Origin of the sequence: Thermococcus celer Vu 13 = JCM 8558 (assembly GCF_002214365.1) — an archaeon.
Classification (GTDB): Archaea; Methanobacteriota_B; Thermococci; order Thermococcales; family Thermococcaceae; genus Thermococcus; species Thermococcus celer.
On the sequence record NZ_CP014854.1, the window covers coordinates 1186917 to 1200961 of the forward strand.

Genomic DNA, 14045 nt, shown 5'->3' on the forward strand with positions numbered 1-14045 from the left:
TTCACACCCCCAGCCTATCGAGCACGAGTTCTATCGTGCGTACCTCCCCCCCGAGTTCCCCCAGGACCTCCCTTCCGAGTTCGGTGAGCGAGTAGTACTTCCTCGGCCTCCCCCCAACCTCGGCCCACTCGTCGCGGACGAGGCCCAGCTTCCTCAGGCCCTTGAGGATGTCGTAGAGCGCCCCCTCGCTCGGGACGAGTCTTCCGCCGCTGAGCTCGTCCAGCCTCTTTCGTATCGCGTAGCCGTGGAGCTCCCCCTCCCTCTCAAGGAGCAGGAGTACGAGGTAGGAGTAGAGCCCGGAGCGGAGATCCTTTCTGAGCTTCCTGAGGGCCTTCTCCTTCCTATCACCCAGCACGCGCGCTCACCACATGACCTTCCCTTCCTTCGGAAGTTCCACCTTTGCCTTTGGAACGGTGTAGTACAGCAGCCCCAGCGCCGCGAGGGCCGCCACGACCTCCACCGTGTACATAACCGGCGAGCTTTTCGTGAGTTGATAGTAGGCCGCGAGCGAATCTATGAGCGCGTGAACACCTATCATGGCCGTGAGTCCGGCCCTTCCACGACCCTCACGGCAGGCGTAAGCGAGGTATACTCCTGTTCCGGCGTGGAAGAGCGTTACGAAGTACCTTTCGACCATGGAGATAAGGGCCGCGCTCAGGGGCACGTCGAGGGACCTTCCCGCGGCCAGAGAGCCGGCGAGGGCCGTTCCGGCTATAACGAAGGCTTCCGTTACACCGAAGCCCAGCCCCATGAAGAGGCCCGTCTTAAGGTCCTTCCCCTTCACGAGAAGGTACTTCGTTCCCTCCTGGACTATCCCGGCGACGAGACCGAGCCACACCGAAGCGCCCACGATGAAGGCCGTCCCCCTCGCCACGACGTCGGCGTTGGACCTTATCCCCATTCCGAGAAGGGGCAGCTGTTGAACTGGATTCTGGACGATTATCGCGATGAAGAACGCGGCCACGCCGAGGATTATCTCGCCCCATCTCTGTCTTTTGAAGCCCACGAAGTAGAGCGTTCCCCAGGCCAGGAGACCGCCGAGAATGGGAAAGGGAAGGAGGTACATGCTCACTCCTCCTTCTCAACGACCACCGCCGTTCCGTAGGCGTATATCTCGGCCATGCCCGAGGCGACCGACGAGGTCATGAAGCGGACTCCGATAACGGCGTTCGCCCCCATCTCCTGAGCGTTGAGCACCATCCTTTTGAGAGCCTCTTCCCTCGCCTCCGCCAGCATCTCCGTGTACTCCTTGACTTCCCCGCCCTTCAGGTTCTTGAGGAAGGCCATTATGTCCCTCCCAACGTGGGTCGCCCTGACGATGCCGCCCCTGGCGAGGCCCTTGACCTCGACCACCCTGTAGCCGGGAACCTTCTCCGTGGTCGTTACCAGCAACCCCATACCTACCACCCCGATGCATCGAACTTCGATGTATTGTTGGCATCCGGAGTATTTAAGGTTTTCTCGCTCTGAAAGAAGGGATGGAAGAAGGATAGGAAAAGAGAAAATCAAGCAGAACCTCAGGCCGAGTCGTAGTATATCACGTAGGTGTCTCCGTCGTCGTAGATCTCCTGCGGCGCGACGCCGTCGAGGTACTTCCAGCTCCAGCCGGGGTTGGCGTCTATGTCCGGCCCGCCAGCGGCCTTGTAGGCTGCCCACACGAGCTCCGAGCAGTAATAGCTATCGCCGTAAACCTCCTTCGTCCACCAGCCCCAGTCGTAGGGCTTGCCCAGCTGCTGGTAGGCGAAGTAAACCGCGTTCTGCCTGACGACGTCGTTCGTGTTGACCCTGAGGACCGCGACGGTGTCGTACCTCTTGAGGAAGTCGGAGAGCAGAACCATCCTTATTCCTGAGTCCCAGGCCTCTATGACGACCCAATCGTTGTAATAGGTGTCGTAGTACGCTATTATTCCCGTGTGGGTCCAGTAGCCGGGGATTACGATGCTGCTCGTCGGGTTGTGGCCTATGACGATGTCTCCAGGTATTATTCCAATTGGATACGGGTGGTAGTAGTTCGAACCGCCGGAACTGCTCGATGCGGCAACGGGGTTCAGGGTCGTCATTGCCACAAGCACCAGCAGGGCAACGATTGGAGCAACCTTTCTCATTGTATCACCCCACATGAATTGCAAAAAATTCAGCACATCAATGTCTAATAAAGGTTTCGGTTATACATCTATACAGCACGATGTATTCTAATGTTCGTCAAAACCATGTACACTTATGTGAATCGATGGTGCTTTAAAGGGTTCCCCCCAACCCTCCCCGGTGGTTTGATGCACGAGGTTCCGGGCGGCGAGATACTGGGGAAACTTCGAGAGCTCAAAGCCAGACGTGTGCTCATCCAGACTCCCGAGGGGCTGAAGAGGGAAGCCCAGTCCCTGGCCGATTTCCTTGAGGAGAACGGAATCGAGACGATAATAAGCGGCGACGTGAACTACGGCGCCTGCGACCCGGCGGACAGGGAGGCGAGGCTCCTCGGCTGCGACGCGCTGATACACCTCGGCCACTCCTACATGCAGCTCCACCTCGAGGTTCCGACGATATTCGTCCCGGCCTTCGCTAACGTCGAGGTAATCCCTGCCCTCGAGAAGAACATGGAGGAGATTCGAAGGCTCGGAAAGAAGATAGCCCTCGCAACGACGGCCCAGCACATCCATAAACTTGAGGAGGCGAGGGAGTTTCTGGAGAAGCGGGGCTTTGAAGTCCTCGTCGGGGAGGGCGATTCCCGCGTGAGCTGGCCGGGGCAGGTCCTCGGATGCAACTTCTCGGCCGCCAGGGTTGATGCGGAGGGGATCCTCTTCATCGGCGCCGGCTACTTCCACCCCCTCGGCGTCGCCCTCGCCACGGGAAAGCCAACGCTCGCGGTGAACCCCTACTCGGGCGACGCGACCTGGATGGAGAGGGAAGCGGAGCGCCTGATAAGGAAACGCTGGGCGCAGATAGCGAGGGCGATGGACGCACAAAAGTTCGGGGTGATAACGAGCACCAAGAAGGGCCAGCTACGCCTCGCGGAGGCGAGGAGGGTGGTGAGGCTCCTCCGGGAGAACGGGAGGTACGCCAGGCTGATGGCGATGAACCACATCAACTACCCTGCTTTAGAGGGCTTCGACTTCGACGCCTACGTCGTCGTCGCCTGCCCGAGGGTTCCTATGGACGACTACGAGAACTGGAGGAAGCCAGTACTGACGCCGACCGAGGTTGAGATACTCCTCGGCCTGCGCGAGGACTACGCCTTCGACGAGATACTCGGTGGAAAGCGCGGGGGCAGGGAGCCAATAGGGATAGCCCTTCACGGGGTGAGAGGTTGAGGAAGAAGCATCTTGCCATGGCCCTCTCCCGTCTCGAGGGTTTCAGAGACCCCAAACCGGAGCTTGAGCAGTACAGAACGCCCGGGGACGTTGCGGCGGAGCTCCTCTGGATGGCACATTCGTTGGGCGACATCGAAGGTAAGGTTATAGCGGACCTTGGGGCGGGAACGGGTGTCCTGACGATAGGTGCGTGCCTGCTCGGTGCTGGGAGGGTTTACGCCGTTGAAGTGGATGGGGCGGCCATTGAGGTTCTCCGTCGAAACGTTGAGGCAGCTGGAGTGGGGGAGTGCGTCGAGGTTGTTAATTCCGACGTCTCGGAATTTTCAGGGAGAGCGGAGGTCGTCGTCATGAACCCGCCCTTCGGGGCCCAGAACCCCCACGCCGACAGGCCCTTTCTCATAAAAGCCTTCGAGATAAGCGACGTTGTCTACTCCATCCACCTCGCCAAGCCGGAGGTCAGGCGCTTCATCGAGAACTTTGTTAAGGACTTCAACTTCTCGATAACCCACCGGGTGACGATGCCCTTCGAGATCCCGGCCCAGTTCTCCTTCCACAGGAAGAGGCTGGAGCGAATCACCATAGATGTGTACCGGTTCCAAAGAATGTGAAGCGAAAACAATATATTGGATGAAGCCCAAGATTTTGTTAGTAGAATGGGGGGTGGGCCGATGGATCAAATTAAGGAAATCGTGATGTCCTGGCGGGCGATGGATATAATCAACATCGCGAGCGAGGACGAGGACGTGATCAAATCACTCATCAAACTTCTCGGAGAAGGGGACGCCACCATAAGGCTGAGAGCTCTAACCGCCATCGGGGAGCTTATCAAAAATACGGACGGCAAGGTAAAATCCGAGGTTCTCAAAATGGGCTTGGATCGGTTACTGGACCTCCTCCGCGACAGCGACGGTAGGATAGTCTCCAGAGCGTTGGAAGTTCTTTCCAAGCTCCTCGAGGGCATGGTGATAAACGATCAAAGGCTTCTGGCTTTGATAAACGCCTCGATTCCCCTCGCGGAGAGGGGGGATACCTTCGTGTACCTGTCTCTCCTTGAGCTGTTCCGCGGGCTTCAGGTGCCATCCCCCTCGGAGAGGGTAAGGGAGATAATAGACGATCTCCTGAGTTCAAACAACCTGTACGTCAGGGGTCTCGGCATGCGCCTTCTCCTGAGCTCCGGGGGCCTTGATGGGAACGAGAAGACGGCGATGGAGTGTGCCGTGGGACTCCTCACGAGCGACAACGCCCTGCTCATGGAAACCGGCCTGAACTTTCTGGAGGAGACCATCGAGTTCCACCCCACCCCCCGCGTGGTGCGCCATCTTCCGGGCATCATCAACGTTCTCGAGGACATAGAGAACGATGCAAGGAGCTCCCTCCTTCGCTCCAGGGCCTCCAAGTTGAGGGACAAAGTCGAGAAAATACTGCTCTCGTATTATCGTTCCAGGAGGGAAGAGGCGCTGGAGGCAATAAGGAAGCTGCTCGTTGAGGGTCGCGTTGAAGAGGCCCTTAACCTAACGCTGATACTGGGGGGAAAGTCCCTCCTAAACGAGTCACGGGCGGGTAAAAGGATAGCTTGATGATGGGCTGAACAAGGCGACGATCCCTCACCTCTCTTAACATCGGAGGGGGGCAAAAGGTATATATGTCCAGCGACCTATACTATATGTTGGTCGCTCGAGATGTCCGTTTCATCCAGAGAGGAACTGCGGGAACTCGTGCTCTCATGGAGGATAAAGGATGCTGTTATGCTCGGGTTAGGCGATGGAAGAGTTCTACGAATGATGATAGATCTGACCAAGGAAGAGGACGCCAACACGAGGATAAGAGGACTGCTCGCCCTTTACGAGGTTCTGAAAAGGGGAGATGAAGGGATAAAACTTTTTGTGCTCAAAAACGGCTTTAATTACCTGCTCTCCCTCCTGAAGTCCGATGATCCCCGCATCGTCGCGAAGGCACTGAAGGCCCTCTCCGCCCTGACGGAGGGATTTCCCCTGAGTGAGGGGGAGTTTCTAAGTCTCCTGGACTCCTTGGTTGTAGTGGTGAAAGAGTTAAAGGAGATAACTCCCCTTGAGGTGTGGGAGCTGGTCACGAAACTCACCGTTGACGACCCCTCCCCGGGGATTCGCTCAAGGATCGACTGGTTACTATCTCAGGAAGACCCCCGTCTCAGGGGCATGGGGCTAAGGCTCATGCTCAACGTTTTCATTCCCGAAGGGGATGCAAGAGACTTCGAGGTTTTCCTCGGCGGGATACTCGAGCTCCTCCGGAGTGACGATGATATCGTCGTCGATTTTGCCCTCGACACGCTTTCGGAGGCACTCCAACGGGGAATCCCCGCGGATACGGTCTCGATACTCCCGGGCGTTCTCTCGGAAATCAAAGAACTCATACGCAAGAGTGATGATTTCTTCCTGAAATTGAAGGCGAGGGAAGTCGCCCGCATGGTGGAGGGAACCCTCTCCAGCCATCCCCTCCCGCTTCGGGAAGATTCGGTGAACTCCCCCGGGGACAAAACAACCGGAGTAACCGTAACGAAGGATAACCCTGCTACCGGCAGGGAAAACGGTCAATCCGAAGAGGCACCCCTCACCATCGAAGGGATAATAGAAAAAGGAACCCCCCGGGCGCTTCTCAAGGCCCTCGTCTCAAGACCGGACTCCGTCGTTGAAGTCGGCTACCTCCTCCGTTTCGGAAACGTTGTGAAGAGACTAAACGCCCTATGGGCGCTGTCGAGGATCGTGGACGAAATGGGGAGAGAGGAGCTCAGATTGATTCACCCCCTCATTCCGGACCTCTTTGACGTCACCTTCTCGGCGGACCCCTGGGAGAGGAACAGGGGAGGAAAGATCCTGGCGGCGCTCGCCTCTCGGGGTGGAAGGAGGGACATCACCGAGAGGATGCTCTCAGAGCTCGAGGAACGTCCCCTCCCCGCGCTTGAGTTCTTCGGCTATTACTTCATGAACGGCCGGGATGAGAAGGTACTCATCAGGTTCCTGGAGTTTATAAGGGAAGCCCTTACAGAACCCGAGATCCAGTTCTTCGCCCTCATGGCGCTGGATACCGTAACGGATGAGAACACCGGCCCGGATATTGAAGGAACGTTTCTACCCCTCCTCAAGGACCTGCTTGGCTCGGATGACGAAGGGGTGCGGAGGATAGCTTCGAGGATCATAAAAAAGCTAAAAACCACCTGAACCCGGAGGGACGGACTTGGGGAAACTCAAGCTCAGCGACAGGCAACTTTACGCGCTCGTCGAGGCGGTGAAACTCGGGGAGGAGGTTAAGCCGAGCCAGCAGGCCAAGAGGAAGGCCTTCTCGAAGTACAGGATCGAGGGCTGGGAGAACTCCAAGCTCACCGGGATATTCTACTCCATCCAGCGGCGCCTGGGCCTCATCGACGAGGTCATCGAAGAACTCGTCGGCGTCTCTCCCCCAATACTCGACCCCTGGCTGAGGGCCTCCCTGAGGGTCGCGGTTGAGGTGGCCCTCTTCAGGGATCCGGGCCAGAAAACGATCCAGCATCTGAGGGGTCTCGCGCAGTTCCTCTCCAAACAAACCCACCCCTACGTCGGCTATTACTACTACGACCTCCTGCCGCGGATCCTCGAGTACGTTCCGGTAATAGACACGGAGGAGAAGAGGCTGAAGTGGGACTACCTGTTCCCTGAGTGGTTCGTAGGGAAAATCAGGGAACTTGTCGGGGAAGAGACCGAGGACCTCCTGAGGGCCCTCAACGAGACCCCGCCGATGGGCCTGAGGGTCAACCTCCTCAAAACAACCGTTGAGGAAGTTGAGGACTACCTGAGGAGAAAGAACGTCCGTTTTGAGAGGAGCGGGCGCGTCAACACGCTCATCAGGATCCTCGACCCCTTCAACCCGGAGTGGCTCCTCAACAAGGGTTTCGCCATCGCCCAGGAGGAGGCGGCGGCCGTGGCCTCGCTGGTGCTGGCACCGAAACCGGGAGAAACGGTCGTCGACCTCGCCGCCGCCCCCGGCGGAAAAACGGCCCACATGGCCGAGCTGATGAACAACGAGGGAAAGATCTACGCCATAGACGTGGATAAGGCCAGGATAAAGCGTATGAACGAGGTTCTTAGGAGAACGGGGGTGAAGATAGCCGAGACGATAAGGGCCGACGGGAGAAGGGCCCCGGAAGTTCTGGGGAAAGGGAGGGTGGATAGGGTTCTCCTCGATGCCCCCTGCACGAGCGATGGAACGATGGCCAAGAACCCCGAGCTGAGGTGGCGCCTCCGGGAGAAGAACATCCCGAAGGTTGTATCCCTCCAGAGGGAACTCCTCGAGAGCGCCTGGAAACTGCTCAAACCCGGTGGCCGGTTGCTCTACTCCACCTGCTCGATGTTCAGGGAGGAGAACGAGGGAGTTGTGGAGTGGTTCCTGAGGAGGCACGGGGATGCAAGGCTCGTTCCCATTGAAGGGTCCTACGACGAGGGTTTTCTGCCGGGAACCATGAGGGCGTGGCCCCACAGGCACGGGACCATAGGCTTCTTCTACGTCCTGATCGAAAAGGGAGAGGTCTAATTCTCCCCTCCGCCTTTCTCCACCCTCACCTTCAGCTCCTCCGCGAACCAGTTCACCCTCTGCGGGAACGGTATCTCGATTCCTTCCCTATCAAGGGCTTCCTTGATCCTCTGGACTATCCGCCACCTCACGTCGAACCATTTCTCGCTGGGCGCCCATGCCCTAACTGCTATGTTCACACTGTTATCCCCAAGGCCCTCCACAAACACCACGGGCTCGGGCTCGGCGAGCACGTAGGGCATATCGTCGAGAACGCCCTTTATAACATCTATGGCTTTCTGGATGTCTTCCCCGTACGCTATCCCCACGGGGACATCAACCCTCCTGACGGGGTATTTCGTGAGATTTACTATCTCGCTGTTGAAGAGCTTCTCGTTTGGAATCCTCACGAGGGTTCCATCCCATGTTCTTATGCGCGTTGAAAGGATCCTTATATCGTGAACCACTCCGGAATAACCGGCAACTTCAACAGGATCCCCTATCTTCAGGGGCCTGTCAAAGTACATAAAAATTCCGGATATGAAGTTGGAAACAACTGTCTGTGCCGAAAATCCAAGGATAATACCGGTTATCCCTGCCGCGGCCAGTAATGTCGTAAGTCTTCCGCTGAAGCCGGCGATGTTAAGGGCTATGAAGAACGCGAGCGTGACGACAGTGTAGTAGAAGAGCTTGGCTTTAAGCTGAACTTCCGGGAGCTTTTTTTGGGGAGCACGCATAATCATGTAGTCCTTCGAGCGCTTGGCGAGCAGATAGGAGAAATAGAATACAAGGAAGGCACTTATCATGCTGCTTATGCTCGTTCCCGCAACTTCATATGAGAGTATACCCACAGCGTCGAGGGCGTAGACCAGGGATATTATCACAATCATGTTGTGGAGCGTGCCGGCGGTATCCTCGTTCACTATCCATACGTACTTGGTGGTTCTTGATAGGTTTATGAGGTAGCGGCGGATGAATTTGGCAAGTATGTAGCCGATGATCAGGATTAAAAGTGCTTTAACCACTCCACCGACAGTTATCCCCCATGCCAGGTCCTTGCCGAGCCACATGGCTGCGGAGTTTGAGAGCATTCTCACCACCTCATGAGGAAGTTGGGCAGGGACCCGGCATCTCCAACCGCGTTAAGCCCCTCTCTCGGAGGTTTCCCGGTATTGTTTACCTCGGGAATGTGGTTCTTCATTGTAACTATCAAAAGCGGGTAGTACCCCCTATCACCGGAATAATACATCGTGGAGTTTGTTATGGGGAACACGATCCTATCAAGGCTCTTCCAGTCGTCCGAGGGGTTCGTGAGGATCAGCCCGACCACCCCCAGAGAATCTGGCTCCTCCAGGTAGAACGGACTCAGGTGATAGCGCGCTATCAGCCCGGCCTCGATCGTTCCGTAGAGGGCGTACTTCTCCCTGCCCACGATAAAGTGATCTACGGATTTACCCCCGAGCCTCACGTCAACCTCAATTGGGGCCTCCACGAAGCCCGTTAAGGAGTCGCGCGGGGGCACGACCACCGGAGCTTTAAACTTTATCATGAGGAATTTAACGCCGTAGCCCACCGCCGGAGCGGGGAAAATCCCCAGTTTATTATCGCTCTTTTTGATCAGAAGCTCCGTATCATCCCGCCTGTATCTCACAATATCCCCCTTCTCCTCGAGCAGGTGAATGCGTTTATCGCCGATTTTGATGAACCTCGTTCTGAGCCCGTGCTCGCCGAACATGTAGAAAAAATGTGGGAGGAGGGATATAAGCTTTGCCCAGACCTTGGGATGAACGGAACGCCACCACTGCCCCCGGACGACAACATCACCACCCTGTAGGGAGAAAAGATAGAACAGCGTCATCCTGCCCGTTCACTCGGCCCCTCGTCATCACCCCGGCTCTGGGGGGGCACATGTGCACGGGCAATTTTCTGAAGCCACTCGACCGCTTTCCTCACCCATTGCCGCCTACCGGATTTATGAGGACACCTTCTCAAACCCTATATCCTCGACCTTCACGTGGGTGAAGACGTTGAGCCCGCCCTGCTCGATGAAGACCCCCTTCGCCTCGATGGGTATCGGGAGGTTGGCGGCCAGTGTGGCCTCGCCCTGGCCCTGGACGTTGCCCAGTGAATAGGTCCACTTGACGTTGGAGACCCTGAAGCTCTTTCCACCGAGGTTGACGGTTCCATCGGGGTCGATCTCGTAGTTGTACTGGTACCCCATGGCGCCATAGGAACCCTTCTTCGCCTCGTACAGGTTCTCCCCCTGGATGACCTCCCATATCCCGAAGGTGTAGAAGCCGTACCAGCTCATGTAGACGTTGCCTACATCGGGGACGTTGCTCACGATGTCCGTACTCCCCTCGGAGTAGGGCATGGCGCTCATATCACCGACGGCGGCGGGGTTGTAGTAGAGGAACTTCTGGTCACCGTAGGTTATCGATATACCGACCACGTTTGTGTTTCCACCGTAGAGGGACGTGTAGAGAGCCATGAAGTCAAGCGAGGGGTAGAGGAAGAACGCATCGCTGTCCTCGGTTCTCTCCATCACCCACACCCGGTATTCAAACGTCGAGTTCATGCTTTCCGCCTTAACGGGGGTTATCTTTCCGTAGTACTCGTAGACCTCGAACTCCCCGAGGTCCACCTTCTCCTGCTCCCCCGTCTCCATGTTCACCTTCTTTCCGTAGACGTGTATCTTTGTATTCCCGCGCTTCTTCTCCACCTCGTACTCGTAGATGGGGCCACCCTCTTCCTTTCTCACCCTCAGGCGATACTTCACGTAGGTTATTAGGTACATGTTCCCGTCTATCTGCACGGGGTGGTATGCGTCCCAGGGCTCCTCCCACGTTGAGTAGGCCGAAGTTGAGGTTTCCGTTCCCGTCCCGGTTTCGCCCTCACTTTCCGTGTATGAAGAGGATGATGCATGGCTTTCACTGTAACTCTCTATGGCACTGCTGGCCTTCTCCTTGATCTTCTCCTTCACCCCGCCCCCACCGAGGCACCCGCTGGCGAGGACGCTAAAAATCAAAATCAGGGCCAGCAACACGGCAAACCTACCCTTCCTCATGATACCACCTGCCTATGATAAACCTACGACTTGGATGTATTTAAACCATTCTCTTTGCAAACAACGAAACGTTCACTTGGCAACGTAAAGCCAGAAGTCCCCCGTCTCTCCTGAGATCAGCATGACCTTCCCGTCGTCGCTCAGCCTCACGTAGCCAAGGGAATCCCCCGGAACCTTAACGCTGAAGACCTCATGGAAGTCCCGCAGGGAGTAGCAGTGTATCACCCCGTCCTTCGCGGTTACCACGAAGTTCTCGTTGGCGAAGTAGGGGAAGCCCGGCAGCGTTTTTACCTCGCTCAGGTTCCAGGTGAAGACGTGGGTGTCCTCAAGGGGTTCGTGGCGGAAGATGTACCTCCCGGTCGGGAGCAACGTCCACCTCAGCAGGGTCGTTTGGCTAAATCCGGCATTTTCCCTGGTGGCGAGGACGGTTCCGTTGGGTGCGAGGATCTTGAGCGTTCCGTCCTCGCTCGCGATTAACCTGTCCCCGTAGGCTATGACGTTCGGGGTGTTGAGGGTCGCGAGGTTTTCGCCGTCCTTCAGCACGAAGGATTTACCGCCCTCCGTCAGAACGACGAGACCGGTGTTCGAGACCCAGTTGATGTCGTAGTCGTTGGGCGTGAGCTTGGTCTCCCCCCAGTCGCACCTTAAAACCTGTTCCGTCGGGGAGACGCTGACGAGGTAGCAAAGATGCTTCCCGTCCGGGGACCTCCTCATCCCATCGGCGACGCTCCCTGAGCCGCCGTGCTCCAGCTCGCCCACCTGCCCGTTCCAGGAGTAAACCCTCACCCCACTGAAAGCTTCGTAGCTCCCGAGCACGTAAACCCTCCCGTCTTTGACAACCACCCCCGATATCACAGGCTCAACGTCATCGTTCCCCTGAACGTCAAAGGAGACCGCGGTTCCGTCGGGCTTTACGAGGTAAACTATGTGGTTATTCCAGTCTATCACCGCCGAAAGGCTTCCGTCCGGGCTCATGTCCATGAAAGGTATTCCCACAGTGCTGATGTTCCAAACAACCGTCATGTTCCACCTCTGGGGCTCGGGTGTGGAAGTTTCGGTCGGGGAGGTCTCACCCGGTGATGACGTTGATGAGGTTACCGTGGTTGAGGACGAGGAGGGGGTGGACGTTTCAGAGGTGCTCGTGGGGTTGTTTCCGGACCCAACGCACGCCGCCGAGAGCACCACGATGGAAAGAAGGAGGATAAGAAGGAAACGCCTCATCCACTCACCTTCTCGAGTTTGAGGTCCTTGAGCTCGAGGTAGGCGTAGATAACCGTCTCCCTTCCCGTCTGGCTGTCCTTGAAGGAGTAGTGGCCCTCACCCTGGACGAGCAGGGGTAGATACGGTGAGAGCCTGCCCTTTCCGTTCATCGAAACCTGCTCCGCGGTCCCTTTGTATTTCCACGAGAAGTCCACGAGCTTGAAAGAATGGCCGCCGTAGGTCGCGCTTCCATCGGGCTTTGTGCTCCACTCCCAGCTGTGCCCCTGCATATCGCTCCACACCCCGCTCTGGGGAACGAGGAGGTTCACATCCTCCCACGCATACCATATGCCGAAGTTAAGAGTGGCCAGCCAGCCCATGTAGAGGTACCCGAGGTCCTCGTTTACATCGTTGAAAGCGTCTTGGTCCCCCTCGAAGTAGGGGAAGAGACCGCTCTGGAACGGGGCGGGGTTGGTGAACAGCGCGCTCTTACCTTTGTATTCAAATTTAACGCCGACGAAGGTTTTGTCCTGCACCGTCGGGGAGAGGTAGGCCATCCACATTGCATCCCACGGATAGAGGAAAACCTGACTCTTGTTGGAAGCGAACCACATGGTTATCTTCAGCGTATCGTCCATGGACGCGGCCTTCACGGGCGTTACGATCGTCTCGTAGGCGTAAACTTCCTGCTCCCCCAGATCGACCTTGTTCCCCTGCATGTCCTGTCCGTATACGTGGATTTTGTCTTTTCTAACGCTCTTCTCGACGATGTACTCGTAGATGGGCGCGCTCTGGTTCGGCTGTATCTTGTAGTCGTACTTGTAATACGTGATGAGGTACGTCTCCCCGTTGAGCTCAAAGGGGGCGTACTCCCACGCGTGCCAGTACGCTTCCGGTATTGAGGTCGTCGTGGTGGTTGAAGTCGAAGTGGTGGATGAGGTTGTGGATGTCGTGGTGGTCGGGACTGAAGAGGAGGATGTTGTTGTGGTCGTTTCTGACGACGTCGGAGTGCTGGAAGTATATGAAGATGTAGTCTCTGGCGTGGTCGTTGGAGACGCGGAGGTGGTTGAGGTTCCTCCGCCTCCCCCGAGACAGCCGCTCGCGGCGGCCATCCCAAGGAGCAGCAATACCAGAGTAGCCGTTACGATACGTTTCATCCAAATCCCTCCGAGCCCGCAAAAACGAAGCGGGTCGTAAAGTATGCTATATCCATTCTTATTCTTGTCATTTCTCATATTAAATACTTTCCAACACTTCAAACAAAACTGAAGCGGTTAGATACTCCACCGTCCCGCAGTCGAGGGTCTGAAAAGTTCAGAAAACGGCATCCCCCTTTTACCCAGCCGAAGACCTGTGTAGGCTGCCAGATCAAAGACGAAGGGAACCTTTTCGATGATGCCGACGTCGGCGGTTGCCACGGTATCGTAAGCCTTAAGTTCGAAGTCGGGGCTTCTGACGAGTCTGGCCTCCCCGACCACAGCATTACTCGCAAGCGCTTTCTCGGTGAGCTTTTTGACGACGCCGCTGCCCGGAACGTTTTTCCCGTAGAAGAAGACCGCCTTCTTGACCGCTAACTCTCTCAGGGAGCCGACTATTCCGTGGAGCAGGCTTTCCGTTCTTTCCGTGAGTACGTACTTTCCCTGGTACTTCAGGTCCCTCACGAGCCCGTCCTCGCAGAGTATCGCCCGTCCCTCCAGAAGAGATTCGAGGGTTATCAGGACGTTGAAGCCGTCCACACCCACAACCCTGCCCTCGAGTTCCTCCGCCTGGAGGAGCTTTTTTCTCGTCTCGGCTATCCATCCGTCCGGGAAAACGCACCTCGCGAGGAGATGTCTCTCTGCCTTGGTCAGTCTGTAATGGTTGGCCACGAAGTTAAGGGCCACGCTCTTCCGGTAGCCCCTGTTGAGGAGGTACTTCAGATCGCGGTAGGCATCGTGGAGCATGGATAAAGA

Annotated in this window: 16 protein-coding genes; 6 read left to right on the forward strand and 10 right to left on the reverse strand. The window is 56.8% G+C overall.

The window, feature by feature from the left end:
- Position 1 precedes the first annotated feature (1 nt).
- From A3L02_RS06595 to A3L02_RS06610, 4 genes are all read right to left on the reverse strand, one after another.
- Entirely contained in the window at positions 2-355 is a 354-nt protein-coding gene (locus tag A3L02_RS06595; RefSeq protein WP_088863180.1) for a PadR family transcriptional regulator, read from the reverse strand.
- A gap of 6 nt (positions 356-361) precedes the next feature.
- On the reverse strand, positions 362-1066 hold the full coding sequence (locus A3L02_RS06600; RefSeq protein ID WP_088863181.1) for a YhfC family glutamic-type intramembrane protease: 705 nt from the start codon (positions 1064-1066) through the stop codon (positions 362-364).
- Between the two features lie 2 nt (positions 1067-1068).
- On the reverse strand, positions 1069-1398 hold the full coding sequence (locus A3L02_RS06605) for a heavy metal-binding domain-containing protein (RefSeq protein ID WP_088863182.1): 330 nt from the start codon (positions 1396-1398) through the stop codon (positions 1069-1071).
- 119 nt (positions 1399-1517) lie between these two features.
- Positions 1518-2105, reverse strand: coding sequence for a YiiX/YebB-like N1pC/P60 family cysteine hydrolase (locus tag A3L02_RS06610; RefSeq protein ID WP_088863183.1), 588 nt, complete (start codon positions 2103-2105; stop codon positions 1518-1520).
- A 168-nt stretch (positions 2106-2273) separates the two neighbouring features.
- Between A3L02_RS06610 and dph2 the strand changes: the two genes are divergently transcribed.
- From dph2 to A3L02_RS06635, 5 genes are all read left to right on the forward strand, one after another.
- Positions 2274-3308 (forward strand): diphthamide biosynthesis enzyme Dph2, encoded by a 1035-nt coding sequence (gene dph2 / locus A3L02_RS06615; RefSeq protein ID WP_088863184.1) that lies wholly within the window; start codon positions 2274-2276, stop codon positions 3306-3308.
- Complete coding sequence (locus A3L02_RS06620) at positions 3305-3916, forward strand: METTL5 family protein (protein WP_088863185.1); 612 nt, start codon at positions 3305-3307, stop codon at positions 3914-3916. The genes dph2 and A3L02_RS06620 overlap by 4 nt, the downstream gene beginning before the upstream one ends.
- 60 nt (positions 3917-3976) lie before the next feature.
- The gene (locus A3L02_RS06625) at positions 3977-4885 is read left to right on the forward strand and encodes a hypothetical protein (RefSeq protein ID WP_088863186.1); all 909 of its coding nucleotides are present in this window, start codon (positions 3977-3979) and stop codon (positions 4883-4885) included.
- Positions 4886-4987: 102 nt separating this feature from the next.
- Entirely contained in the window at positions 4988-6502 is a 1515-nt protein-coding gene (locus A3L02_RS06630; protein WP_157895744.1) for a hypothetical protein, read from the forward strand.
- 16 nt (positions 6503-6518) lie between these two features.
- Entirely contained in the window at positions 6519-7847 is a 1329-nt protein-coding gene (locus tag A3L02_RS06635) for an RsmB/NOP family class I SAM-dependent RNA methyltransferase (protein ID WP_088863188.1), read from the forward strand.
- Here the strand turns inward: A3L02_RS06635 and A3L02_RS06640 are convergent.
- The 4 genes from A3L02_RS06640 to A3L02_RS06655 form a co-directional block, all read right to left on the reverse strand.
- On the reverse strand, positions 7844-8917 hold the full coding sequence (locus tag A3L02_RS06640; protein ID WP_394335153.1) for a mechanosensitive ion channel family protein: 1074 nt from the start codon (positions 8915-8917) through the stop codon (positions 7844-7846). The two genes, A3L02_RS06635 and A3L02_RS06640, sit on opposite strands and share 4 nt — an antisense overlap.
- A gap of 2 nt (positions 8918-8919) precedes the next feature.
- Positions 8920-9561 carry a DUF432 domain-containing protein gene (locus A3L02_RS06645; protein ID WP_088863849.1) on the reverse strand — a complete coding sequence of 214 codons (642 nt, stop codon included), beginning with the start codon at positions 9559-9561 and terminating at the stop codon, positions 8920-8922.
- 237 nt (positions 9562-9798) lie between these two features.
- Positions 9799-10893, reverse strand: coding sequence for a hypothetical protein (locus tag A3L02_RS06650; RefSeq protein ID WP_088863189.1), 1095 nt, complete (start codon positions 10891-10893; stop codon positions 9799-9801).
- 72 nt (positions 10894-10965) lie between these two features.
- The gene (locus A3L02_RS06655) at positions 10966-11916 is read right to left on the reverse strand and encodes a hypothetical protein (protein ID WP_237268583.1); all 951 of its coding nucleotides are present in this window, start codon (positions 11914-11916) and stop codon (positions 10966-10968) included.
- 22 nt (positions 11917-11938) lie between these two features.
- Between A3L02_RS06655 and A3L02_RS06660 the strand changes: the two genes are divergently transcribed.
- Positions 11939-12136 (forward strand): hypothetical protein, encoded by a 198-nt coding sequence (locus A3L02_RS06660; RefSeq protein ID WP_157895745.1) that lies wholly within the window; start codon positions 11939-11941, stop codon positions 12134-12136.
- On the opposite strand, the gene A3L02_RS10230 is transcribed toward A3L02_RS06660, so the two are convergent.
- Together A3L02_RS10230 and A3L02_RS06675 are read right to left on the reverse strand one after the other, a co-directional pair.
- Complete coding sequence (locus A3L02_RS10230) at positions 12111-13250, reverse strand: hypothetical protein (RefSeq protein ID WP_157895746.1); 1140 nt, start codon at positions 13248-13250, stop codon at positions 12111-12113. The two genes, A3L02_RS06660 and A3L02_RS10230, sit on opposite strands and share 26 nt — an antisense overlap.
- A 117-nt stretch (positions 13251-13367) precedes the next feature.
- Positions 13368-14036, reverse strand: a complete 669-nt coding sequence (locus A3L02_RS06675; RefSeq protein WP_088863193.1) for a DUF434 domain-containing protein — start codon at positions 14034-14036, stop codon at positions 13368-13370.
- Between the last annotated feature and the right edge of the window lie 9 nt (positions 14037-14045).

Excerpts from the sequence above, each read along its gene's own strand:
- A3L02_RS06600 (WP_088863181.1), bottom strand. The coding sequence starts at position 1,066 with ATGTACCTCCTTCCCTTTCCCATTCTCGGCGGTCTCCTGGCCTGGGGA.
- A3L02_RS06605 (WP_088863182.1), bottom strand. The coding sequence starts at position 1,398 with ATGGGGTTGCTGGTAACGACCACGGAGAAGGTTCCCGGCTACAGGGTG.
- A3L02_RS06610 (WP_088863183.1), bottom strand. The coding sequence starts at position 2,105 with ATGAGAAAGGTTGCTCCAATCGTTGCCCTGCTGGTGCTTGTGGCAATG.
- dph2 (WP_088863184.1), top strand. The coding sequence starts at position 2,274 with ATGCACGAGGTTCCGGGCGGCGAGATACTGGGGAAACTTCGAGAGCTC.
- A3L02_RS06625 (WP_088863186.1), top strand. The coding sequence starts at position 3,977 with ATGGATCAAATTAAGGAAATCGTGATGTCCTGGCGGGCGATGGATATA.
- A3L02_RS06630 (WP_157895744.1), top strand. The coding sequence starts at position 4,988 with ATGTCCGTTTCATCCAGAGAGGAACTGCGGGAACTCGTGCTCTCATGG.
- A3L02_RS06640 (WP_394335153.1), bottom strand. The coding sequence starts at position 8,917 with ATGCTCTCAAACTCCGCAGCCATGTGGCTCGGCAAGGACCTGGCATGG.
- A3L02_RS06645 (WP_088863849.1), bottom strand. The coding sequence starts at position 9,561 with ATGTTCGGCGAGCACGGGCTCAGAACGAGGTTCATCAAAATCGGCGAT.
- A3L02_RS06650 (WP_088863189.1), bottom strand. The coding sequence starts at position 10,893 with ATGAGGAAGGGTAGGTTTGCCGTGTTGCTGGCCCTGATTTTGATTTTT.
- A3L02_RS06655 (WP_237268583.1), bottom strand. The coding sequence starts at position 11,916 with ATGACGGTTGTTTGGAACATCAGCACTGTGGGAATACCTTTCATGGAC.
- A3L02_RS10230 (WP_157895746.1), bottom strand. The coding sequence starts at position 13,250 with ATGAAACGTATCGTAACGGCTACTCTGGTATTGCTGCTCCTTGGGATG.
- A3L02_RS06675 (WP_088863193.1), bottom strand. The coding sequence starts at position 14,036 with ATGCTCCACGATGCCTACCGCGATCTGAAGTACCTCCTCAACAGGGGC.